Source organism: Sphingomonas sp. TF3 (genome assembly GCF_003985085.1).
Lineage (GTDB): Bacteria > Pseudomonadota > Alphaproteobacteria > Sphingomonadales > Sphingomonadaceae > Sphingomonas.
Genome location: NZ_RWKS01000008.1, coordinates 56,023 through 77,448 on the forward strand (window position 1 = coordinate 56,023; position 21,426 = coordinate 77,448).

The window sequence follows — 21,426 nt, forward strand, 5'->3', positions numbered from 1 at the left end:
TCTTGCGCATGGATGCTATCCTCGCCCCCGACATCATCTTGACTCCCTCCGCTGCGGCGCGCGTTGCGACGATTGCGGCGAAACAGGGCAAGCCCGCGATTTTGCGCCTTTCGGTGGATGGCGGCGGCTGTTCGGGGTTCCAGTATAAATTCGGTTTTGCCGAATCGGTCGAGGCCGATGATGCGATTGCCGAGCATGACGGCGTCCGCCTGGTGGTCGATTCGATCAGCCTCGATCTCGTGCGCGGGTCGGCTGTGGATTATGTCGAGGAACTCGGTGGTGCCGCTTTCAAGGTGACCAACCCCAACGCCGCGTCGGGTTGCGGTTGCGGTTCCAGCTTCTCGGTGTAACGTCCGCCCCGGACAAAGGGGCGCTGCCGCGTGAAGATCGTTACCTACAATATCAACGGCATCAAGGCGCGCTTGCCGCGCCTGCTGGAATATCTCGCCGAACAGCAGCCCGATGTGGTGTGCCTGCAGGAGCTCAAGACCAGCGACGAAACCTTCCCCGAGGCGGATATCCGCGCGGCGGGATATGGCGCGGTGTGGCACGGGCAGAAGAGCTGGAACGGCGTGGCGGTGCTGGCCAAGGGGCAGGACCCGATCGAGCGACAACGCGGCCTGGCGGGCGAAACCGAGGACGATCACAGCCGCTATCTCGAAACCGAGGTGAACGGTGTGACAATCGCTTCGCTCTATTTGCCGAATGGCAATCCGCAACCGGGGCCCAAATTCGACTATAAACTGCGCTGGATTGACCGCTTGGCGGCGCGCGCGCGCGACTTGCTGGCGGAGGAAACGCCGGTCGTGCTGGCGGGCGACTACAACGTCATTCCCAATGATGACGATACCTATTCGGTGCGGGCAATGCAGGACGATGCGTTGATGCAGCCCGAAAGCCGGGCGGGCTTCCGCGCATTGCTCGCGCAGGGCTGGACCGATGCATTGCGCACGCGGCATCCCGGCGGGGGCGTGTGGACCTTCTGGGACTATCAGGCGGGTGCGTGGCAGCGTGACGCCGGTTTCCGCATCGATCACCTCCTGCTGAGCCCGGTCGCGGCCGACCGTCTGATCGATGCGAGCGTCGACAAGGCCTATCGCGGGCGCGAAAAAGCAAGCGACCATGCACCCACTTGGGTAGAACTGCGTTAGATCCGCAACGACCCGCACGGAGGTCGTGCGGAGGATGCTGCATGAAGTTACGCTACGGGGGATTGGCGGCCATCGCGATGCTGGTGCCGGGTGTGGCACGCGCCGAGGACCGAAGCTATTGCCCGACCCGGCCAAGCCTGGGCACGACCGCATGCACGATCGCGCCGAAGCACGTCTCGGTCGAAACCGCGATCACCGACTGGACGCTCGACAATCAGCCCGATCGGCGCACCGATACGGTGTTGCTGGCGGACACGTTCGTGCGGGTGGGCGTCACCGATACGATTGAGGCGCAATTCGGCTGGACGCCCTATGGCCATGTCCGCACCCGCGACAAGGCGACCCAGGCTGTCGAAAATGCCGGGCGGGTTGGCGATGCGACGCTGGGGTTCAAGGCGAATCTGCTGCATCCCGACGGCAATGGGGCGTCGATTGCGGTGCAGCCCTTCGTCAGCATGCCGGTTGGCCGCACGCCGGTGGGGGCGGGCGATTGGGGCGCGGGCGTCATCGTCCCCGCGACCTTGGATCTGAGCAAAACGGTGAACTTGGTCACCACCAGCGAGGTCGATGCCGCCGTCAATCTCAGCGGCCATGGTCGCCATATCGCCTATTCGGAAGTTGTCGGTGTCGGGGTGAAACTGCCGCATCACCTGACCTTCACGCTGGATAGTCAGGTGCTACGGGACGAGGATCCCGAGGAAAAGACCACACAAGTGCTCGGATCCGCTTCACTCGCGTGGAAGGCGAGGAAGGATCTGCAATTCGACGTGGGCGCGGTCGCTGGCCTCAATCGCGCGGCACCGGACATGGAACTTTATGTCGGGATTTCGCGGCGCTTCTGACCCGTGCCCATCCCATCAAATCGGACGAGTTCCCGAAAGTTGGCGGGCTTTGCTATTCATTTCCGGTTCAATAATATCGATAAGTCTCTGAAAATACGTCCTTTCAGTGTTTGGCATGAGTAATGCACTAACACGGTTGCGGGCCGACCACCGGAACCCGCCGATCTAGCGGAGGACCGACCATGACCACCCTTTTCCTGATTGCCTCGAGCGCCTTGCTGAGCGTCACCGCATCGCCCGTCGTTGCACGCGATGCCAAGCCCGTTGCTGCCGAAAGCCAGCCAGTGGGATCGACCCAGCGTGCGCCGAGCGAAAAGGCCGCGCAGAAATACTGCGTGGTGGATACCGTTACCGGCTCGCACCTGTCCCATAAAATTTGCAAGACGCGGCAGGACTGGATCAGCCAAGACGGTTTCGATCCGCTCGCCAAGCGGTGAGCGCAACGGGGTTTCGGTGCCGCGATCCTGCGCGGCACCGCACCCCGGCGGCAGGCACGGGCGCTACAGCGTCTTGCCGTAGATCCAGTAGCGTTTGTTGATCGTGCATTCGATCGCTTCGGCGATCGAGCGCATGCCTTGATTGTCTTCCAGGATCCAGCCGATCTCGCCGCGCGTGGCTCCATAATTGGCGACCGACGCCTGCTTGATATATTCGATCATCATGAAGGCGAGCTGGCTTGCCAGGCGCGAGGATTGCAGCTCTTTCAGCACCCCCATCAGCGGCACGCGCATCGTTTTTACGCGCGGCCGACGCAGCCACAGCAGCAGCTTTGCCCAGCCGAACGGCAGCAAATTGCCCCTGAGCGGCATGATCGCCTCGTTGAGATCGGGCAGCGTGATCATGAAGGCGACCGGCTTGCCGTCGACTTCCGCAATGCGGATCAAGTCGTTGAACACGATCGGCTTCAGCTTGACGCCGACATCCTTGATCTCGGGCGGCGTCAACGGCACGAAGCCCCAATTGTCCGACCAGGCATCGTTCAGGATCGTCAGGATGATGGCGGCTTCTTCGTCGAACTTGGTCTTGTCGACGTTGCGGATACGGATGCGCGGGTTTTTCTCGCCCGAGGCGATGATTCGCTGCAGCAGCGGCGAAAACGGCTTGGTGATATCAAGCTCATAGGTCAGCAATTCCTTGACCTGGGTATAGCCTGCCGCCTCGATCCAGCCGCGATATTCGGGCTTGGCATGGCCCATCATGATCGTCGGCGGGTGATCGAACCCCTCGACCAGCAGGCCGGGCTCTTCCCAGATCGACATGCTGATCGGGCCCAGCACCCGCGTCATCCCCTGGTCGCGCAGCCATCCTTCGGCAGTGGCGATCAGCGCCTTTGCGATATCCCCATCCTCGGCGTCGAGCAGGCCGAACTGGCCGCAACCGGGGCCGAAGCCCTTGGCCGGATCCATCTCCAGCGCCAGCGTGTCGATATGCGCGGAAATGCGACCGACCACCTTGCCGTCGCGCTCGGCCAGGAACAGTTGTGCCTTGGCATGGCTGAACCAGCCGTTCTTGGCGGGGGTGATCAGCCCGAGCGCTTCGCCTTTCAGGGGCGGCACCCAGTTGGGATCGTTGGCGTATAAGCGGAAGGGCAGGTCGACGAAGCGCTTGCGATCGGCTTTGCTGTCGATCGGGCGAATGGAAAGCGGAGCGTTGGCCACGGGCAGGTCACCTCAAGGAAAGCGAGCGAGCAGTCTCGCGTGCAGCGGCTGGTGTCAAGCGTGCCACTAACCCCCTGTTGCTGCCACCATCTAGCCACTATCTTCCTGCAATGGCGCACTCCATGAACACTTCGCTTTCCCTGCAGCGCGACGCTGTGGTGCCCGCTGACATCGCACCGTGCGTGCGATTGTCGACGATTGCCGATGACAAGGCGATGCTGCGTACTGCGGCGGAACTGACTCGCGATTTGAACGCGCCCAACCCGGCGATCTATTGGACCGACCTGCTCGTCTCGTCCGCGATCGGCTATGGCGCGCTTGCGGTCGCGCTGAGCGTCGAATCGATCGGATGGGCGATCGTGGCGGGTGTGGTTGCGGTGCTGGCGCTGTATCGCGCGGGCAGCTTCATTCACGAAGTGACGCACATCCGGCATACCGCGCTGCCGGGCTTCCGCCTCGGCTGGAACCTCATTGCGGGCGTTCCGTTGCTGGTGCCCTCGTTCATGTATGAAGGCGTCCACAATCTGCATCACGCACGCACGCGCTATGGCACGAGCGAGGACCCGGAATATCTCCCGCTGGCATCGATGAAGCCGTGGACGTTGCCGGTGTTCATCCTGACCTCGATGCTCGCGCCGGTCGCGTTGCTGGTGCGCTATGCCGTGCTGACGCCGCTGTCGCTGGTTATCCCCGGCATGCGCCGCATTCTGATCGAGCGCTATTCGTCGCTGTCGATCAATCCGTCCTTCCGGCGTCGCATGCCAGAGGGCGCGGCGGCCGCGCAGTGGCGCTGGCTGGAGGCCGCGTGCAGCGCCTGGGCGATCACCTTGGTTGTACTTGTCGCGACCGGGGTATTTCCGCTCGGCAAGTTCGCGATTCTGCTGGCGATCACTTCGGGCGTCTATGTGCTCAACCAGGTGCGCACGCTGGTCGCGCATCTGTGGGACAATGACGGCGAGGTGATGACCGTCACCGCGCAATATCTCGATTCGGTCAATGTGCCGCCGCCCGCCACCTTGCCGCTGCTCTGGGCACCGGTCGGCTTGCGCTTTCACGCGCTGCACCATTTGCTGCCGGGCGTGCCCTATCATCACCTGCTTGAGGCGCATCGCCGCCTGAGCGCCGCTCTGGGCGTCGAATCGCCGTATCACAAAGCGAACTATGCCGGCTTGCCGGGCCTGGTTGCACGGCTGGTGCGCAGCACGATGGCGCGCCGGGCCTAGGCCCGGTGCCCTGATCCCTGCCACATGCGAAAACGGCTGCTGCAAGATCCCTTGCAGCAGCCGTTTTGCATTTCAGGCAACGTTTAAGCGAGGGTGCGCACCTTCGGCTCGCGGTCCCAATAGCGGCGCTTGGCGGCTTCGACGAAGCCGCCGAGATCGGTGATGCCTTCGTCCGCCTCGACCCCGGCCTTGTCCAGCAGCGGTTGTGCCGCAGCGGAGGCACCGATCGCCTTGAGGTGGCCAAAGGCGTCCATCACCCACTGGACCGCGGCGGCTTCCTTGAGCAGCATCGCGCAGCCCTCCTTGGACAGCACCACCGCGCAGGCGTCGACCGTCACCGAGGGCTGGCCGGCCAATTGCGCATCGGCCTTTACCGTGCTGCCGTCCGACAGTTTGACCGCGCCGACCTTCGGCGCGATGGTCAGCGGGTGACCGCCAGCGGCCTTTACTGCCTTGGTCACTTGGTCGAGCTCGCCCGCATCGCTGCCATCGGCGAACAGAATGCCGACCGTCCGCCCTTCGAGCGTCGCTTTCTCCAGCGGGCCGCGAATGATGCGGAGGGCAGGCGAGGTTTCCATATCGAGCACCGGTGCCGCCGTGGTGGACGCCTTGGGCAGTTTCATGCCCAAGCCGTCGGCGACTCGCTGCGCCAGATCCTCATCAACGTTGCGCAGATTCGCCATCATCGCGGTGCGGATATGCTCGATCGATACCTTCGACAGTTCGAACACGAAGGCCGAGGCAATATGCGCTTGCTCGGCCGGGTCCACCGAGCGGAAGAACAGCCGCGCCTGGCTGTAATGGTCGGCAAAGCTTTCCGGCCGGATCCGCAGCTTCTGCCCGTCTTCGTCCGCCGGGAAGGTCTTATACCCGTTTTCCGGGTCCTCGCGCGCGCCACCGGGTTCGCCCGCTTTGGCCAGGCTGTTGGGCTCGTAATTCGCCCGGCCCTTGGGCACTTGCATTTGCATGTGTCCATCGCGCTGCTGGTTCAGGAACGGGCAACCTTCGCGCCCCTTGGCCGCGTTGATCGGCAATTGGTGGAAATTGACCGAACCGAGCCGCGACAATTGCGTGTCGGTGTAGCTGAACAGGCGCCCCTGCAGCAGCGGATCGTTGGAGAAGCCGATGCCCGGGACGACATGGCTTGGTACAAAGGCGACTTGCTCGGTTTCGGCGAAGAAATTGTCGGGATAGCGGTCGAGCACCATCTTGCCGACGATGCGCACCGGCAGCACTTCCTCGGGGATGATCTTGGTCGCGTCGAGCACGTCATACGGCTGGCTGTTGGCGAAATCCTCGTCGAACAATTGCACGCCCAATTCCCATTCGGGATAATCGCCCCGGCCAATCCGCTCGAACAGGTCACGACGGTGGAAATCGGGGTCGGCACCGGCGATCTTCACAGTCTCATCCCAGATCGTCGAGGCAAGCCCGGCTTTGGGCTTCCAGTGGAATTTGACGAAGGTGCTCTTCCCCTCGGCGGAGATGAAGCGGAAGGTGTGGATGCCGAACCCCTCCATATTGGCGAGCGTGCGCGGCAAGGTGCGATCCGACATCGCCCACAGCGCCATGTGAGTGGCCTCGGGCATCAACGAGACGAAGTCCCAGAAGGTATCGTGCGCGGACGCCGCTTGTGGGTAACCGCGATCGGCTTCCATTTTCACCGAGTGGACAAAGTCAGGAAACTTGATCGCATCCTGGATGAAGAACACCGGGATGTTGTTGCCGACCAGATCCCAATTGCCCTCGCGGGTGTAGAATTTGACCGCAAAGCCGCGCACGTCGCGCGGCGTGTCGGGGGAGCCGGCACCTCCGGCCACGGTAGAAAAGCGCGCGAACACCTCGGTGCGCTGGCCCTTTTTCTGGAACAGGTCGGCGCAGGTGATGTCGGCCAGGCTGTCGGTGCATTCGAAATAGCCATGCGCGGCGCTGCCGCGGGCGTGGACGATGCGTTCGGGGATGCGCTCATGGTCGAAATGGTTGATTTTCTCGCGGAAAATCTCGTCTTCCAAAAGCACCGGGCCGCGTGCACCCGCCTTCAACTGATTCTGATTGTCGCTGATCGGGATGCCGTGGTTGGTGGTCAGTACCGGATGTTCGTCATCCGCCACCTGATGGGTTTCGCCGCCAGTGTCGGCGTTCAGGGCAGTGTCGTTGGTCATGATCATCCTCGCCTTGTGCGGGGATCTAACGGCCTGGAAGCGGAACGGGTTTCGGCGAGCGAGAATTAAATACGACGATCGCTCGTTTTATCGAGGCTATTCCTCGGTGCGGATCAGCACCGCTTCGCCGATCATGAAGAACAGCAGGAATGGTGCCCAGGCCGCGAGGAACGGGGGGTAGGCCCCAAGATTGCCCATCGCCAGCGCGAAATTGTCGGCGACGAAATAGAGGAAGCCGAGCATCATCCCGATCACCGCGCGGATGAACAGCTTGCCCGACCGCGCCAGGCCAAAGGCAGCGACCGCACCCAGCAGCGGCATCAGCACCGAGGACAACGGCCCCGCCAGCTTATGCCACATTGCACCCTCCAGCGCCTTGGTCGGGCGACCACCGGCCTTCAGATCGGCGATCGTATCGCGCAGCGCGCCGAACGACAGTCCATTGGCATCGATGTTCGACAGCGCAAATTGATCGGGCCGCACATCGCGGCCAATCACCACGGTTCCGACCTTCGCCAACTTCCCGCTCGCAACGTCAAACCGTGTTGCCGGGCCGATTTTCCAGCCGCCCGCGACCCGCACGCCGGTCTTGGCGGTAATGATGCCGACCAGATTGCCGCCGGTGCGATCAAACAGCGTAATGCCCGACAGGCGTGTCGCATCGCCGCGTCCCCGGACTTGGTCGACTTGCAGCAGGTCGTCGCCGTCGCGCACCCACACATTGGTGCGGTCGCCCCGGTCCACCGGCACCGGGCCATATTCGACCTTCTGCCATTGATCGAGCGTGGCGGTCGCGCGGCTGACGATACGGTCGTTGAAGGTGAAGGAGATGAAGGCAACGCCGAGACTGGCGATCAACAGCGGGGCCAGCACTTGATGCGCCGACATGCCCGATGCTTTCAGCGCGATCACTTCGCTATTCTGGTTGAGCGTCGACAGCGTGATGATCGTGCCCAGCAACACCGAGAAAGGCAGAAATTGCGCGATGATTTCAGGGATCCGCAGCGACAGATAGCGCAGGATCTCGGGCTGGCCATTGCCCGCATGCGCCAGAATGTGGCCCGATTCGGTCAGCAGGTCGAGCGCCTGCAACACCAGCACCAGCATCATCAGCACCGCGAAGGTGCGCGTGAGGAACATCTTGCCCATGTAGAGCGCGACGGTGCGCGAGGGGAAAAGGTCGAGTGCGGTCATGCCGCCGCTTCCTTGGATCGGTTTGCGTCGCGCCGCCCGGGCATCAATTTGCCAATCGCCTTGCCGAGCTTCGAGAAGACCCGCTCCAGCGCGCCGATCGGTTGCCCGCCGGGGACGAAGGCAATGGTGTAGAACATCCAGAGCGTCAGCCCAGTAAACACCGCGAACGGAATCCAGATCGCCAGCACTGGATCGATCTTGCCCAGGCCGCCCACCGCCTGCGCATATTCGTTCACCTTGTGATAGGCGACGATCATGATGATCGCGAGGAACACGCCAAGCGCCGAGGTCGAGCGTTTGGGTGGGATGCCGAGCGCGAGGGCAAGCAGCGGCAGCACCAGGATCGAGAGCACTTCGGCAGTGCGGAAATTGAACGCCGCACGGCTGGTGTCGCGTTCCTCCTTGGTCGCACCGTGATCGGTGCCCACGCGGACCAGTTCGGGCAAGGTCCGCTCAAGATTTTGGCCCCCGCGGATGCGGAAGTTTTCGGTCTTGGGCAGGGAGATCGGCAAGCTGAACGCGGTGAAGCGCAGGACGCGCGGCGACGCAACGCCCGCTTCGGTGCGGATCAGCGTTCCGTCGTTCAGGCGGAAAATGATCTCGTCGGGATTGTCGATCGCGAAGAATTGTCCGCTGGCGGCGGTGACGGCAATCGAGCCGCCCTTGCCGTCGTCGCGACGCAGGAAGATGCCCGAGAGCTTGCGGCCATTGTCATGGCTCTGCTCGATTCTGAGCGTCATGTTGTTGCCGAAATGGGTAAATTCGCCGACTTTGATCGACGCGCCCAACGCGCCGGTGCGCAATTCGAAGCGCAACTTTTCGTAATTGTAGCGCGCATCGGGCTGCACAAAGCCGACGATCGCAAAGTTGAGCAGGCCGAGCGTGATCGCATACATATAGGGCACGCGCAGCATCCGCGGATAGCTCATGCCAACGGCGCGCATCACGTCGAGCTCTGAGGATGTCGCCAGCTTGCGGAAGGCAAGCAGCGTTCCGAGCAGCAGCCCGACCGGAATGCCCAGCCCGACATATTCGGGCAGCAGATTGGCGAGCATCCGCCACACCACGCTGACTGGCCCGCCCTCGGTCGCCACGAAATCGAACAGGCGCAACATGCGGTCGAGCACCAGCAACATCGCGAAGATGACCAGTGTCGAGAACAGCGGCACCGCGATCAATCGGGCCATGTAGCGGTCGATGGACTTCATGATGGGAGGAAGCTGGCCTCTGGCCGGAGGGGAGGGGGAACCCGCATCATGCGGCTATATCGGTGTGTGTGCCGTCCGTCAGCTACGAAATCATTCCGCAGCGACGGCGGTGGGCGCGGCGCGTGCCGATCGCGCGTCCAGCGCTGCGGCAATCGCCCGTTCGAGCCCGGCGAGGGTAAATGGTTTGCGCAGGACGTGATGCCCGCCAAATTCGACCTCACCACCGGCTTCGCCCGCATAACCGGTGACGAACAGCACTGCCATATCGGTGTGGCGATGCTGGAGCGCCGCGACCATTTCGGGGCCGGTTTGCCCCGGCATCAGCACGTCGGACATCAGCAGGTCGACATGCGCGAGCTCATCGAGCGCTGCCGGAGCCGCAAGCGGATCGCTGCAGGCAACGGGGCGATGTCCGAGTTCGCGCAGGGCACCGATCGTTGCGGTCAGAACGCGCGGATCATCCTCCACGACAAGGATGTCCAGCGTCGGGGTGTCGGGCACGTCGATCGCCGCGTTTTCCGAATGCGGCTCAGCGACGGTGCCGTCCGCGTAGCGCGGGAGATAGATCGTAACCGTAGTACCCTGTCCGACTTCCGAGCGAAGTCCAACCTCGCCCTCGGCCTGTCGCACGAAGGCGAACACCTGGCTGAGGCCAAGGCCGGTGCCCTTGCCCGCGGGCTTGGTGGTGAAGAAGGGTTCGAACACACGTTCCAGCAGCTCGGGGGTCATCCCACAGCCGGTGTCGGCAACACTCAGCGCCACATATTCGCCGGCGCGGCAGGTGCCCACCGCACCTTCGGCAAGCGTCTCCGCGGCAGCGGTAATGGTCAACTGGCCACGCCCGTTCATTGCGTCGCGGGCATTGACGGCAAGGTTCAGCACCGCGTTTTCAAGCTGGTGCCGATCCGACCGCACCAGCCATGCCGCGTCATTGGCTGCATGGACCGTAACCTTGATGCCATCGCCGAGCGTGCGGTCGAGCAAGTCGGACATGCCCTTGACCAGCGCCACCGGTTCGATCGGCTCCGATCGCAACGCCTCTTCGCGCGAGAAAGCGAGCAACTGCCGGGTCAGCGCGGCGGCGCGATTGGCACCGTCGGCGGCATTGTCGATATGGCGGCGCGCGGCGGCGGGATCGCTATCGATCTGCCGCTTGGCGAGTTCGAGACCGCCCAGAACGACCGCCAGCATATTGTTGAAATCGTGCGCGATGCCGCCGGTCAACTGGCCGACTGCCTCCATTTTCTGGACCTGGCGCAGCTTGCTTTCCTGCGCCAGCAGCACGGCGGACGCGCGCGCGACCGCCGCTTCCAGTTCGACCGCGCGGTCGCGCTCGGCCTCGGCTTCGGCGCGGGCGGACGCGCGTTGGCCAAGTGCCGTGACCGTCAGCCAGCCAAGCGCAATCGCCCCGAGCACGAGCAATACGCCGAACACCGACAAGGCGCTGGCAATGGCGCTCGAGCGCGCGACCGAACTCATCGCGTCGCCCGTGCGACTGGCGAGCAGGGTGCGTTCCTGCGTTCCGATCTGGTCGAGCAAGGTGTCGATTTTGGTCAGCGACGGCGATTCGCGGGTCTTGTAGAACAGTGCGAGCGCCTGGGCGTTCTTGCCATACAGCGTGCTGCGTGCGGTGAGCGACAATTCCTCGCGCCGCGCTTCGAATGCCTGGCGCAACTGCTTGAGCAGCACCTGCTGTTCGCGATTGTCGTGCGTGATCTGGTCGAGCCGCGCCAATTGCTGCCCGGCCAATTGCCAGTCGGCCGAATATGCCTGGCCCAGCGTGGTATCGGCGCTGATGACATAGCGGCCCAGCGCCGCCTCGGCATGCGCCATCGTCCCGGCCAGATTGGCCGAGAGGATCATCACCTCATAACTGTGCGTCTGCAATTTCAGCGCGCGGTCGCGCTGCCGGTTCGCCTCGGCAAGCGTCAGGTTGAGCGCAACCAGCACCAGCGCCCCCAGCACCGCCACCACGACCAAGGTGACGGTGCGCCAAGCCGCGCCAGGCGGGTCCGCTTCTGTTGCCTCGGCCACTGTCCCGCTCATGTCAGCTTTTTAGCCCAAGCGAGCATTTTTGAACAGGCGGCGGACAGGCGGTCAGCCGATTGCACCGGTGGCGCGCCCTGCAGCGGCGAACATCGTCAGCACCGTGGCGATTTGCTCGGGCGTATGCTCCGCGCAGAGCGAGCAGCGCAGCAGATAAGTGCCAGCCGGGGTCGCCGGCGGGCGCGCCATGTTGACGTAAAGCCCGCCTTCGAGCAGCGCCTGCCACATTGCCACGGCCTGTTCCTGGTCGTTCAGGATGATCGCGATGATCGCGCTGTCGGGGTTTTCCGTGCCGAGCTTGAAGCCAAGCGCCTTCAGGCCGCCATGCAGCGACCGGGCATTCTCCCACAATTGCTGCCGTTTCTTGTGCGCGTGCTTGAGCTTGCGGATCGAGGCCGCAGCGGTGGCGACGACCGACGGCGGCAGCGAGGCGGTGAAGATATAGGGACGGCAGGCGAGGCGAATCGCCTCGAACTTCGGATGGTTGGAAATGCAGAAACCACCGACGGTGCCGACCGATTTGGAGAAGGTGCCGACGACGAAATCGACATCGCCCTCACAGCCTTGCTCCTCATACACGCCGCGGCCATTGGGGCCGTAAAAGCCCATCGAATGCGCTTCGTCGCTCAGCACCATCGCACCGTGCTTCTTGGCGACGGCGACCATTTCCTTGAGCGGCGCGATGTCGCCAAGCATCGAATAGACGCCCTCCAGCACGACGAGCTTGCCCGGCTCCTTGGGCAGGCGACCGAGCCGCTTGTCGAGATCCTCGACGCTGTTATGGCGGAAGCGGACGATCTCGGCATTGCCCTGCTGGCAGCCGTCATAGATCGAGGCGTGGCTGTCGGCATCGAGGATGACATATTCGCCCTTGCCCGCGAGCGTCGAGATCATGCCGAGATTGGCCATGTATCCGGTCGAAAAGACGATCGCGCCCGACACGCCGTAGAAATCGCGCAGCGCATCCTCGACCTCGATATGGTCGCGGAAGGTGCCGTTGAGCATCCGGCTGCCATTGGTGCCCGACCCGAACTGGTCGAGCGCGGCGTGGCCAGCGGCGATCACGTCGGGATCGAAGGTCATCCCCATATAATTGTAGGTGCCGAGCAGGATGGTGTCGCGCCCTGCGATGACGGCCTCGGTCGGGGATTTCACCTGCTCCATCACGATCGCGAACGGATCGGTCACGCCGGTGTCGATCAGCGCCTGGCGTTCGGCGATCAGCGCGTCGAACTTCGACATCAGGTCGCGCTCGGGCGCGATCGTCGCGGGATCGGCGGGGAGGCTTTCGGTCACAAGGCCGGCATCGCTCATCGGATCAGCCCTTCAGCTTCGCGACGGCATCGACCAATTGGCCGACGGTTTCGATTTCCGCCTGCATGTTCATGGTGATGATGATGTCGAACTCATCCTCGATCGCCGCGACGAAATCCATCACGGTCAGGCTGTCCCATTCGAGGTCGCCCTGAAAGGTCGTCGCGTCGCTCAGCGTTACGCCCTTTTTGTTGAAGGGTTCGATCTGCGCGGTGACGGTATCGTAAATGGCCTGGCGGTCGCTCATGGTCGGTCCTTGAAGTGTTGTATCGCTGTGCCGCCAAAATGCGGCGGCTTTATAGCACGCCTATAACAAGCCGTTCGCGCGATACCATGCCGCCGTTGCGGCAAGCCCTTGTGGCGTCGGCACCTGCGGCACCCAAAGCGCCGGGTCGGGGCGCTTGGAGGGGGAGGCAGTCCAGTCCGGATGGCAGAGATAGCCGACGCGGTCGGCGGTCAGCTTTGCGGCCTTGCCGCGGAATATCTGGTCGATATGGGCGGCAAGCGACAGAATCGCCTTGGGCAGCGCCACCGGCAGCACCTTGTGGCCGACCGCGACACCAACCGCGCGGGCCAATTCGGCGTAACTCCAGCCGCCCGGTTGGCCATCGTCGGGTTCGTAGATTTCGTGGGAGGGGCCTGCCTCGGCAAGCGCGAGCAGCAAGGCAGCGACATCGCCGACCTCGATCACCGATACGCGGCCCGCCGGGGGAAGCAGCGCGATCCCCATCCTCGCCATGCGGAACAGGTCGCGCATTTCCATGTCGCCGGGGCCATAGATGGCGGGTGGCCGCACCATCGCCCAATCGAGGCTGGACTTGGCGACGACTTGCTCGGCTTGATATTTGGACCAGCCATAGATGGACAGGTCCGGTTCGCGCGCAGCGAGCGAGGAGACGTGGACGAAGCGGCGGGCATCGGCGCGCTCGGCGGCATCGACGACCGCTTGCGTTCCCGCGATATTTCCTGCGGCAAATCCGGCTCGATCGGGTGCGTTGACGACACCGGCGACGTGAATCACCGTGTCTGCCTCGGTTACCAGCCGATCAAGCGCTGCGGGCGTGTCGAGTGCGCCCTCGATCCACATCACGCCAGCCCGTGCGGGTTGCGGGCGACGGGTGAGCGCCCGCACCTCATGCCCGGCGGCGAGCGCGAGATCGATCAGCCGCGATCCGACAAAGCCGGTGCCGCCGGTGATGGCGAGGATGGTCACAGCTTTTGTCCCCCAGGTCCTTCCCCGGCCTCCGCCAAGGAAGGGGTTACGGCCAGGCTCACTTTCACACCAGCGCCATATGGTTGCGGTGGATGAGTGCCGCGCGCGGGGCATAGCCGAGGATCGCGGCATGTTCGTCGCTACGCTTGCCGGTGATCGCGGCGGCGTCGGCGGCATCATATTCGCTGAGGCCGCGGGCCAGCGTCCGCCCGTCCGGCCCGACGACCGACAGCAAGTCCCCGCGCGCAAAGCTGCCCGAAACCTGCGTTGCCCCGGCGGCGAGCAAGCTCTTGCCGTCGGCCAGCGCGCGCGCCGCGCCTGCGTCGATCATGATCTCGCCTTTGGCAGTGAGTCCGCCCGCCAGCCAGGCCTTGCGCGCGGGTGCGGCACGTTCGGCGGCGAACACCGTACCACGCGCGGTTGCGTCGAACGTGGCGAGCGGATGCTCGGCATGGCCGGAAACGATCGCGAGCTGTGCGCCGGCAGCGGTGGCGATGCGCGCGGCGGCGATCTTCGACACCATCCCGCCCGATCCCATGCCCGATCCCGATCCGCCATCGGCCATCGCCTCGATCCGCGCATCGATTCGCTCGACGCGCGGGATCAGCGTGGCGTCGGGGTTGGTGTTGGGGTTGGCGTCGTACAGTCCGGCGACGTCGGACAACAGGATCACGCCCTGCGCGCCCGCCGCCTGCGCCACCCGCGCGGCGAGCCGGTCATTGTCGCCGAAGCGGATTTCCTCGGTGGCGACGCTGTCATTTTCGTTGATCACCGGCACCACACCCAGCGACAGCAGTCGCCCGAGCGTGGCGGCAGCGTTGAGATAGCGACGGCGGTCCTCAAGGTCATCGAGCGTCACCAGCATCTGCGCTGCGGTCAGCCCCTCTGCTGCTAGCAATTCGGCCCAGACGCCCGACAGTGCGATCTGCCCGGTAGCAGCGGCGGCTTGTGCATCTTCCAGGCTGGCGCGGCCGCCCTTGGGCAGCTTCAACCGCCGCGCCCCCAGCGCAATCGCGCCCGACGACACCACCGCAATTTCCTGGCCCAGGCGAGCGCGTGCGGCGATGTCGGCCACCAGGCTCGCCAGCCATGCCCGCCGCACCGTCCCATCGGGCGCGACGAGCAGCGACGAACCGACCTTGACGATCAGGCGTGGCGCGGAGGCGGGGGAGAACATGCCGCTATCTCAAACAGGCGACCATTCGCCAGGTGGCGTGTCGTCGTCGCGCGCGGGGGCACCTTCGGCCGGGCCGATCACCTCAATCAGCCGGTCGACAACTGCCTCAATGCCAGCGCCGCCCGCGCCCGACATCGGCAGCACGTCGGCCTTGCTCGCGCGCTTCAGCTTGGTGACGAGCTTCTTCACGTCGGCGGGATCGAGCGCGTCGATCTTGTTGAGGCCGATCACTTGCGGCTTGTCCACAAGCCCCGCGCCGTACGCGTCGAGTTCTGCACGGACGATCCGGTAGTTTTCCACAGGGTTATCCTCGGTCGCATCGACCAAATGGAGCAACACCTTGCAGCGTTCGATGTGCCCCAGGAAGCGGTCGCCGATCCCGGCCCCGTCCGCTGCGCCCTCGATCAAACCGGGAATATCGGCGACGACGAATTCGCGATTGTGGCGGCTGACCACGCCCAATTGCGGGCGCACCGTGGTGAAGGGGTAGGCACCGACCTTGGCCTGCGCATTGGTCACGGCGTTGATGAAGGTCGATTTGCCGGCATTGGGCAACCCCACCAGCCCCGCATCGGCGAGCAGCTTCAGCCGCAGCCACACCCACATTTCCTGATAGGGCCAGCCCGTGCCGTGCTGGCGCGGCGCGCGGTTGGTCGAGGTCTTGTAGGTGGCATTGCCGCGGCCGCCATCGCCACCGCGCAGGAACACGACGCGCTCGCCGGGAACGGTGAAATCCGCCAGCACCTCTTCCTTGTCCTCGCTCAGCACCTGCGTGCCGACCGGGACACGGATGATGAGGTCGTCGCCACCGGCACCGGTGCGGTTCGAGCCCGATCCGCCATGCCCGCGCGGCGCGCGGAAATGCTGCGTGTAGCGGAAGTCGATCAGCGTGTTGAGACCGGCGACGGCCTCGAACACGATGTCGCCGCCCTTGCCGCCATTGCCGCCGTCGGGGCCGCCATATTCGATGTACTTCTCCCGCCGGAAGCTGACGGCACCGGGGCCGCCCGCGCCCGACCGGACGAAGATCTTTGCTTGGTCAAGAAAATGCATGACCGCTCTTTAGCGGAAATTGCGATTTTAGCCAGTCAGGCTGGCAGCACGCTGCGCGAGGCGATCAAAGCGCGCGTCGCGATGGTCCGCGCGGCCTCCGGCGGCAAGCCCAAAGCGCTCGCCATCGCCTTGCCGAGCAGTGCATCGCCCATCGCCATCAGCACGAGCTGGAGCGTGTCCTCGTAGATCAGCTTTCCCGAATCCTCATCCTCGGCCAGTTCGTCGACCAGGCGGTGGATCGCGTTGAGCACGGGGTCGAGCGCATCGTGATTGCCGGACAGGATCATCCAGGTCGCCATCGCCCCCGCGCCGTGGGCAAAGGCGTCGAAGGTGAGATCGACCACTTCGCGCGGATCGGCCTCGCCCACACGCGCGCGCTTCGCCGCCGCGCCGATTTGTGCGGTGATCGAATCCGCCAGATGCGTGATCAGCGCCTTTTGCAGGTCCGCTGCCGAGCCGAAATGATGCAGCAGATTGGCGTGCGTCCGCCCAATCCGCGCCGCCACTGCCTTTAGCGTAACCGCTTGCGGACCCTGTTCGACCAGCAGCGCACGTGCCGCCTCGATCGCGGCGTCCCGTGACTCTTCCGGGGTAAGCCGTTTGCGCACTATTGACACGAGTGTAAGTAGCTCATAGTTTCAGACCTGTTCTTCCCTGCTGTACGGAGTTTCCCGTGGCGAAAGCAACAAGTCCTGCAGATCTGTCGATTACACCGCGTGATTTGCGCTTTGGGCGCGGCACGGCGATGCGGCGGTGGTGGCTCAACAATGATCCGTTTGCGACCGCCTTCTACAACGCGCTGTCGGTGACCTTCCCCAAGGGCGAGGGCTTTTTCATCGAAAGCGTGCGCAATTTCCGCGAGGGCACGCCGCCGCGCCTGCACGCGGAGATTCAGGCGTTTATCAAGCAGGAGGTGATCCACACGCGCGAACATGTGGCGTTCAACCGTCATGTCACCGATCAGGGCTATGACGTGACGCTGCTGGAGCGGCATATCGACGAGGCGCTGGCGCTGACCAAGGGGCGTCCGCCGATCGCGAGCCTGGCCGCGACGATGGCGCTGGAGCATTTCACTGCGATGCTCGCGCATCAATTGATCGCCGATCCGCGCCATTTGGCGGGCGGGGACGAACAGGCGGCGGCCTTGTGGCGCTGGCATGCGGCCGAGGAGATTGAGCATAAGGGCGTCGCCTATGACACCTGGCTCCACGCGACGCGCGACTGGTCGCGTTGGCAGCGCTGGAAGATCAAGGCCTTCGTGATGCTGGGCACGACGCACAAGTTCTTTGTCGGGCGGTACAAGGGTATGCTCGAACTGCTGCGGCAAGACGGGATTACCGGTGCCCGGGCGCATTTCGGGATTCTGTGGTATGCGCTCGGGCAGCCGGGGATGGCGCGGAAAATCCTGGGGGCGTGGCTCGCTTTCTTCCTGCCCGGCTTCCACCCGTGGAAGCATGACGATCGCGCGCTGATCGCGCTGGCCGAGAGCGATTATGCGGCGGCGGTGTTGCCGAGGGCGGTTGTTGCGGCTTGAGGCATTGGCGTCGGTTCTTTCAAGTGTTCGAGGCGAGAACGCTGAACGGCATGGCCTGGGTGGACCGCAGTATGGCGTCATTTTTTGGGGGCAGCTCGTTCGCCGCCGTCTCAACTTGCCTGGATTGAGTGGAAATCGGAGCGTCAGCGGATAACCCCTTCAAGCTGGCGGAAGTAACTGATATAGCTGGCGGACTTGCTTCGAGGTGTCCGTCATGTTGCCGCTGTTCGCCTTGGTTCTTGCCGCTGCCAGTCCTACGGGCAAGGAGCTATGTCCGGGCACGACTACACTCGAGGTGAACGCCTGTCAGAAAGCGAAGTTCGACCAAGCAGATGCAAATTTGAATCGCTACTATGAGGCCGCGCTGAAACGATTGCAGGGAGATGACGAGCCAAAAGTGAGGCAAGAGTTGGTCAAATCGCAACGGGATTGGATCATCTATCGTGACGCAGAATGTGGCGCAGTATTTGACAATTGGAGTGGAGGGACAATCCGAGTGAGTATGGAGATTGGGTGCAAAACGCAGCTAACCCAACTTCGAACTTACTCTATTTGGAAAAATTGGCTGACATACATGGATAGCACGCCGCCGGTTTTACCCCGTCCTGCGATCGAGCTTTCTGTCGCGGCTCGATAGATTGATCCCTAGAATCGAACGACCAGCGGGGAAGTGAGGGGGCGGGAACGATCTCTTCATTGCTTCTGGCAGAAAAGACCTGTTTGGGGATGCCGTGCCGATCTGCCAAACGGATGAGCGACCGCTCCCTTCCTAAACTTCCCCCTAAAACACCGGCTCCTCGCCCGGCTTTTCGGGCACGTGAATGCCGCATTCGACCTTTTCCCAGCCGCGCCAGCGGCCCGCGCGCGGGTCTTCGCCGGGAAGCACCTTGCTCGTGCACGGCGCGCAGCCGATCGAGGGATAGCCCTCGGCCTCGAGCGGGTGGCGCGGCAATTTGTGTTCGGCGAAATAGGCGTCGAGCCGCGCTTTGTCCCAATCCGCGAGCGGATTGAGTTTCAGGCGGCCTTCGTCTTCCTCAAAGCGCGGCATCGCCTTGCGCGTGCCCGCCTGGAAGCCCTTGCGGCCCGAAATCCAGGCGTCGAACGGGCTGAGCGCGCGGCGCAGCGGCTCGACCTTGCGCAGGTCGCAGCACCCGTCGGGATCGTAATTCCAGCGCAAGCCGGTGCCGTCCTTGGCCGCGAGCAAACGCGGATCGGGCCGGAACACCCGCAAGTCGGTGAAGCCGAGCTGCTCCGACAGTTGGTCGCGATAGGCCAGCGTTTCCCCGAAAATCTTCTGCGTGTTGAGGAAGATCACCGGAATATCGCGGTCGATCTGTGCAATCAGGTGGAGCAGCACCGCGCTTTCGGCACCGAACGACGATACCGCCGCGACGCGCCCTTTGAGTTCGCCGGTCAACAGTTCGCCCAGCATCTCGCTGGTGCCGACCCCGGCGAAACGCGCCTCCATTGCCGCTGCATCGGCGGCAGAAAAGGGCGCGACGTCGATCAGGTCGAGCTTGCGGGCAATACTAGCCATGCCGCAGCGCCCAGACCGGCACGCGCCCGTCAGCGGCCCTTTGATAGACATTCTCGTAGCGCGTAAGCGCGGCTTCGAGGGTTGCGGGATCGATCTCGGCTTGCGGCGCGAAGCTGTCAAAGCCGCAGCGCTTCATCAGCGGCATCTGGTCGACCAGCACATCGCCCTGCGCGCGCAATTCGCCGGTATAGCCCGCCTCGCGCAGCACGCGCGCGGCGGAGTAACCACGGCCATCGCGGAAGCTGGGGAAGCTCACTTCGACCAATGCGATCCGGTCGAGATAGGGCAGCAGCGCGCGCGCATCGTCGCCCGCTTCGAGCCGCACGGCGGTGGCGTTGGTTTGCGAGTCGAGGAACGCGTCGAGCGTGACGGCGGGCTCGTCTGAAATCGCGTCACCCCGGCGCGGGCCGGGGTCGGCTTGAGGGTGCTGGGGTGCGTCCAACGGGGCGGCTCCGGCCTGCGCCGGGGCGACGGTTTGGGCCTTATCCATACAGCGCCTCCTTGAAGGGTTCCATGCCGACTCGGCGATAGGTGTCGAGGAAGCGCTCGCCCTCCGCGCGTTTGGCGAGATAGACGTTGGTCACGGTTTCGACCGCGTCGACGATGCCGTCCTCGTCAAAGCCGGGTCCGGTGATTTTGGCGAGGCTGGTATCCTCCGCGCCCGATCCGCCGAGCAGCAACTGGTAATTTTCGGTGCCCTTCTTGTCGACGCCGAGGATGCCGATGTGCCCGGCATGGTGATGCCCGCAGGCATTGATGCAGCCGCTGATCTTGAGTTTCAGTTCGCCCAGATCGCGCTGGCGGTTCTGGTCGGCGAAGCGCGTGGCGATCTTCTGCGCGACCGGGATCGAGCGTGCATTGGCAAGGCTGCAATAATCGAGACCGGGGCAGGCGATGATGTCGCTGATCAGGTCGAGATTGGCAGGGGCGAGCCCGGCACCGTCGAGCGCCTGCCAAATGGCGTAAAGATCGGCCTTGCGGACGTGCGGCAGCACGATGTTCTGCGCGTGGGTCACGCGCAGTTCGTCGAAGCTGTAGCGCTCGGCGAGATCGGCCATCAGGTCGATCTGCTCGGCGGTGGCGTCGCCGGGGATGCCGCCGGTCGGCTTGAGACTGATCGTGACGATCGCATAGCCCGGTTGCTTGTGCGCGGCGGTGTTCTGATCGACCCAGACCGCGAAATCGGGATCTCTGCGGTCGATCGTTTCCGGTGCATCGGTAGAAAATGCCGGGGGCGCAAAGAAGGCGGTGATGCGGTCGAATTCGGCCTTGGGCGGATCGAGCCCGAGCGATTTGACGTGGGCGAACTCTTCCTCGACCTGGCGGCGATATTCGTCGGCACCCAGCTCATGGATCAGGATCTTGATCCGCGCCTTGTAGATATTGTCGCGGCGGCCGTAGCGATTGTAGACGCGCAGGCACGCCTCGACATAGCTCAGCAAATCGTCGGCGGTGACGAAATCCTTGATCTCGGGGGCGATCATCGGGGTGCGGCCCATGCCGCCGCCGACATAAATGCGCCCGCCGAGCACGCCATCCCGTTCCAGCAATTGAATGCCGATGTCGTGCAGCCGCATCGCCGCGCGATCTTCCTCGGCCCCGATCACCGCGATCTTGAACTTGCGTGGAAGGTAGCTGAATTCGGGGTGGAAGGTGCTCCACTGCCGCAGCAATTCCGCCCACACACGCGGATCGGCGACTTCGTCGGCGGCGGCCCCGGCATATTGGTCCGACGAGATATTGCGGATGCAATTGCCGCTGGTCTGGATCGCATGCATCTCGACCGTTGCCAGATCGGCGAGGATATCGGGTGCCTCGGACAGTTTGATCCAGTTATACTGGATGTTCTGGCGCGTGGTGAAATGGCCGTAGCCGCGATCGTACTTCCGCGCGATCGTCGCCAGCATCCGCATCTGGCGGCTGTCGAGCGTGCCATAGGGGATGGCGACGCGCAGCATATAGGCGTGGAGCTGCAGATACAGGCCATTCATCAGCCGCAGCGGCTTGAACTGGTCCTCGGTAATCTGTCCCGCCAGACGGCGCCTTACCTGATCGCGAAACTCCTCGACGCGGGCATCGACGATCTGCTGGTCATATTGGTCGTATTTATACAT

General features: G+C 63.8%; 21 protein-coding genes. 7 read left to right on the top strand and 14 right to left on the bottom strand.

What is annotated here, in order from left to right:
- Positions 1-8 precede the first annotated feature (8 nt).
- The 4 genes from erpA to EJC47_RS08880 all read left to right on the top strand — a co-directional run bounded on the left by erpA (position 9) and on the right by EJC47_RS08880 (position 2,430).
- Positions 9-350, top strand: coding sequence for an iron-sulfur cluster insertion protein ErpA (gene erpA, locus EJC47_RS08865; protein WP_126846951.1), 342 nt, complete (start codon positions 9-11; stop codon positions 348-350).
- Between the two features lie 30 nt (positions 351-380).
- Positions 381-1,151, top strand: coding sequence for an exodeoxyribonuclease III (gene xth / locus EJC47_RS08870; RefSeq protein ID WP_010403940.1), 771 nt, complete (start codon positions 381-383; stop codon positions 1,149-1,151).
- Positions 1,152-1,192: 41 nt separating this feature from the next.
- Positions 1,193-1,993 carry a transporter gene (locus EJC47_RS08875; RefSeq protein WP_126846953.1) on the top strand — a complete coding sequence of 267 codons (801 nt, stop codon included), beginning with the start codon at positions 1,193-1,195 and terminating at the stop codon, positions 1,991-1,993.
- 182 nt (positions 1,994-2,175) lie between these two features.
- A complete protein-coding gene (locus tag EJC47_RS08880; RefSeq protein WP_033965045.1) occupies positions 2,176-2,430 on the top strand; it encodes a hypothetical protein in 255 nt (84 codons plus the stop codon).
- A gap of 63 nt (positions 2,431-2,493) precedes the next feature.
- Here EJC47_RS08880 and EJC47_RS08885 read toward each other — a convergent pair whose 3' ends face one another.
- A complete protein-coding gene (locus EJC47_RS08885) occupies positions 2,494-3,651 on the bottom strand; it encodes an N-acetyltransferase (RefSeq protein ID WP_126846955.1) in 1,158 nt (385 codons plus the stop codon).
- Positions 3,652-3,773: 122 nt separating this feature from the next.
- Here EJC47_RS08885 and EJC47_RS08890 point away from each other — a divergent pair, with 122 nt between their 5' ends.
- Positions 3,774-4,874 (top strand): fatty acid desaturase family protein, encoded by a 1,101-nt coding sequence (locus EJC47_RS08890; protein ID WP_126846957.1) that lies wholly within the window; start codon positions 3,774-3,776, stop codon positions 4,872-4,874.
- Positions 4,875-4,957: 83 nt separating this feature from the next.
- On the opposite strand, the gene EJC47_RS08895 is transcribed toward EJC47_RS08890, so the two are convergent.
- The 10 genes from EJC47_RS08895 to EJC47_RS08940 form a co-directional block, all read right to left on the bottom strand.
- Positions 4,958-7,042, bottom strand: a complete 2,085-nt coding sequence (locus EJC47_RS08895; RefSeq protein ID WP_185867613.1) for a catalase — start codon at positions 7,040-7,042, stop codon at positions 4,958-4,960.
- Positions 7,043-7,132: 90 nt separating this feature from the next.
- Positions 7,133-8,230: an LPS export ABC transporter permease LptG gene (gene lptG / locus EJC47_RS08900; RefSeq protein WP_126846961.1), complete on the bottom strand. Its 1,098-nt coding sequence runs from the start codon at positions 8,228-8,230 to the stop codon at positions 7,133-7,135.
- Positions 8,227-9,438, bottom strand: coding sequence for an LPS export ABC transporter permease LptF (gene lptF, locus EJC47_RS08905; protein ID WP_185867614.1), 1,212 nt, complete (start codon positions 9,436-9,438; stop codon positions 8,227-8,229). Before lptF ends, lptG begins: the two co-directional genes overlap by 4 nt.
- Before the next feature lie 90 nt (positions 9,439-9,528).
- Positions 9,529-11,484, bottom strand: a complete 1,956-nt coding sequence (locus tag EJC47_RS08910; RefSeq protein WP_126846963.1) for an ATP-binding protein — start codon at positions 11,482-11,484, stop codon at positions 9,529-9,531.
- Between the two features lie 51 nt (positions 11,485-11,535).
- On the bottom strand, positions 11,536-12,798 hold the full coding sequence (gene spt, locus EJC47_RS08915) for a serine palmitoyltransferase (RefSeq protein ID WP_126846965.1): 1,263 nt from the start codon (positions 12,796-12,798) through the stop codon (positions 11,536-11,538).
- 4 nt (positions 12,799-12,802) lie between these two features.
- On the bottom strand, positions 12,803-13,045 hold the full coding sequence (locus EJC47_RS08920; RefSeq protein WP_010185174.1) for an acyl carrier protein: 243 nt from the start codon (positions 13,043-13,045) through the stop codon (positions 12,803-12,805).
- A 60-nt stretch (positions 13,046-13,105) separates the two neighbouring features.
- Positions 13,106-14,011: an NAD-dependent epimerase/dehydratase family protein gene (locus EJC47_RS08925; protein WP_126846967.1), complete on the bottom strand. Its 906-nt coding sequence runs from the start codon at positions 14,009-14,011 to the stop codon at positions 13,106-13,108.
- A gap of 64 nt (positions 14,012-14,075) precedes the next feature.
- Complete coding sequence (gene proB, locus EJC47_RS08930; RefSeq protein WP_033965051.1) at positions 14,076-15,188, bottom strand: glutamate 5-kinase; 1,113 nt, start codon at positions 15,186-15,188, stop codon at positions 14,076-14,078.
- A 9-nt stretch (positions 15,189-15,197) separates the two neighbouring features.
- Complete coding sequence (obgE, locus tag EJC47_RS08935; RefSeq protein ID WP_126846969.1) at positions 15,198-16,241, bottom strand: GTPase ObgE; 1,044 nt, start codon at positions 16,239-16,241, stop codon at positions 15,198-15,200.
- A 35-nt stretch (positions 16,242-16,276) separates the two neighbouring features.
- Entirely contained in the window at positions 16,277-16,858 is a 582-nt protein-coding gene (locus tag EJC47_RS08940; protein WP_033965053.1) for a TetR/AcrR family transcriptional regulator, read from the bottom strand.
- A 56-nt stretch (positions 16,859-16,914) separates the two neighbouring features.
- Here EJC47_RS08940 and EJC47_RS08945 point away from each other — a divergent pair, with 56 nt between their 5' ends.
- Entirely contained in the window at positions 16,915-17,775 is an 861-nt protein-coding gene (locus EJC47_RS08945) for a metal-dependent hydrolase (protein WP_126846971.1), read from the top strand.
- 214 nt (positions 17,776-17,989) lie between these two features.
- Entirely contained in the window at positions 17,990-18,412 is a 423-nt protein-coding gene (locus tag EJC47_RS08950) for a lysozyme inhibitor LprI family protein (RefSeq protein ID WP_126846973.1), read from the top strand.
- A 144-nt stretch (positions 18,413-18,556) separates the two neighbouring features.
- Here the strand turns inward: EJC47_RS08950 and EJC47_RS08955 are convergent, their stop codons facing one another.
- Genes EJC47_RS08955 through EJC47_RS08965 form a run of 3 tightly spaced genes read right to left on the bottom strand, consistent with a single transcriptional unit; the run spans position 18,557 to position 21,426 of the window.
- Positions 18,557-19,312 carry a phosphoadenylyl-sulfate reductase gene (locus EJC47_RS08955; RefSeq protein ID WP_126846975.1) on the bottom strand — a complete coding sequence of 252 codons (756 nt, stop codon included), beginning with the start codon at positions 19,310-19,312 and terminating at the stop codon, positions 18,557-18,559.
- Positions 19,305-19,802 carry a DUF934 domain-containing protein gene (locus EJC47_RS08960; RefSeq protein ID WP_260591525.1) on the bottom strand — a complete coding sequence of 166 codons (498 nt, stop codon included), beginning with the start codon at positions 19,800-19,802 and terminating at the stop codon, positions 19,305-19,307. Before EJC47_RS08960 ends, EJC47_RS08955 begins: the two co-directional genes overlap by 8 nt.
- Positions 19,795-21,426 (bottom strand): nitrite/sulfite reductase, encoded by a 1,632-nt coding sequence (locus EJC47_RS08965; RefSeq protein WP_126846977.1) that lies wholly within the window; start codon positions 21,424-21,426, stop codon positions 19,795-19,797. The genes EJC47_RS08960 and EJC47_RS08965 overlap by 8 nt, the downstream gene beginning before the upstream one ends.

What these genes read in the sequence shown, in the direction of transcription:
- erpA (WP_126846951.1), top strand. Translation starts at nt 9, where the DNA reads ATGGATGCTATCCTCGCCCCCGACATCATCTTGACTCCCTCCGCTGCG.
- EJC47_RS08875 (WP_126846953.1), top strand. Translation starts at nt 1,193, where the DNA reads ATGAAGTTACGCTACGGGGGATTGGCGGCCATCGCGATGCTGGTGCCG.
- EJC47_RS08880 (WP_033965045.1), top strand. Translation starts at nt 2,176, where the DNA reads ATGACCACCCTTTTCCTGATTGCCTCGAGCGCCTTGCTGAGCGTCACC.
- EJC47_RS08890 (WP_126846957.1), top strand. Translation starts at nt 3,774, where the DNA reads ATGAACACTTCGCTTTCCCTGCAGCGCGACGCTGTGGTGCCCGCTGAC.
- EJC47_RS08895 (WP_185867613.1), bottom strand. Translation starts at nt 7,042, where the DNA reads ATGATCATGACCAACGACACTGCCCTGAACGCCGACACTGGCGGCGAA.
- lptG (WP_126846961.1), bottom strand. Translation starts at nt 8,230, where the DNA reads ATGACCGCACTCGACCTTTTCCCCTCGCGCACCGTCGCGCTCTACATG.
- lptF (WP_185867614.1), bottom strand. Translation starts at nt 9,438, where the DNA reads ATGAAGTCCATCGACCGCTACATGGCCCGATTGATCGCGGTGCCGCTG.
- EJC47_RS08910 (WP_126846963.1), bottom strand. Translation starts at nt 11,484, where the DNA reads ATGAGCGGGACAGTGGCCGAGGCAACAGAAGCGGACCCGCCTGGCGCG.
- spt (WP_126846965.1), bottom strand. Translation starts at nt 12,798, where the DNA reads ATGAGCGATGCCGGCCTTGTGACCGAAAGCCTCCCCGCCGATCCCGCG.
- EJC47_RS08920 (WP_010185174.1), bottom strand. Translation starts at nt 13,045, where the DNA reads ATGAGCGACCGCCAGGCCATTTACGATACCGTCACCGCGCAGATCGAA.
- proB (WP_033965051.1), bottom strand. Translation starts at nt 15,188, where the DNA reads ATGTTCTCCCCCGCCTCCGCGCCACGCCTGATCGTCAAGGTCGGTTCG.
- obgE (WP_126846969.1), bottom strand. Translation starts at nt 16,241, where the DNA reads ATGCATTTTCTTGACCAAGCAAAGATCTTCGTCCGGTCGGGCGCGGGC.
- EJC47_RS08950 (WP_126846973.1), top strand. Translation starts at nt 17,990, where the DNA reads ATGTTGCCGCTGTTCGCCTTGGTTCTTGCCGCTGCCAGTCCTACGGGC.
- EJC47_RS08955 (WP_126846975.1), bottom strand. Translation starts at nt 19,312, where the DNA reads ATGGCTAGTATTGCCCGCAAGCTCGACCTGATCGACGTCGCGCCCTTT.
- EJC47_RS08960 (WP_260591525.1), bottom strand. Translation starts at nt 19,802, where the DNA reads ATGGATAAGGCCCAAACCGTCGCCCCGGCGCAGGCCGGAGCCGCCCCG.
- EJC47_RS08965 (WP_126846977.1), bottom strand. Translation starts at nt 21,426, where the DNA reads ATGTATAAATACGACCAATATGACCAGCAGATCGTCGATGCCCGCGTC.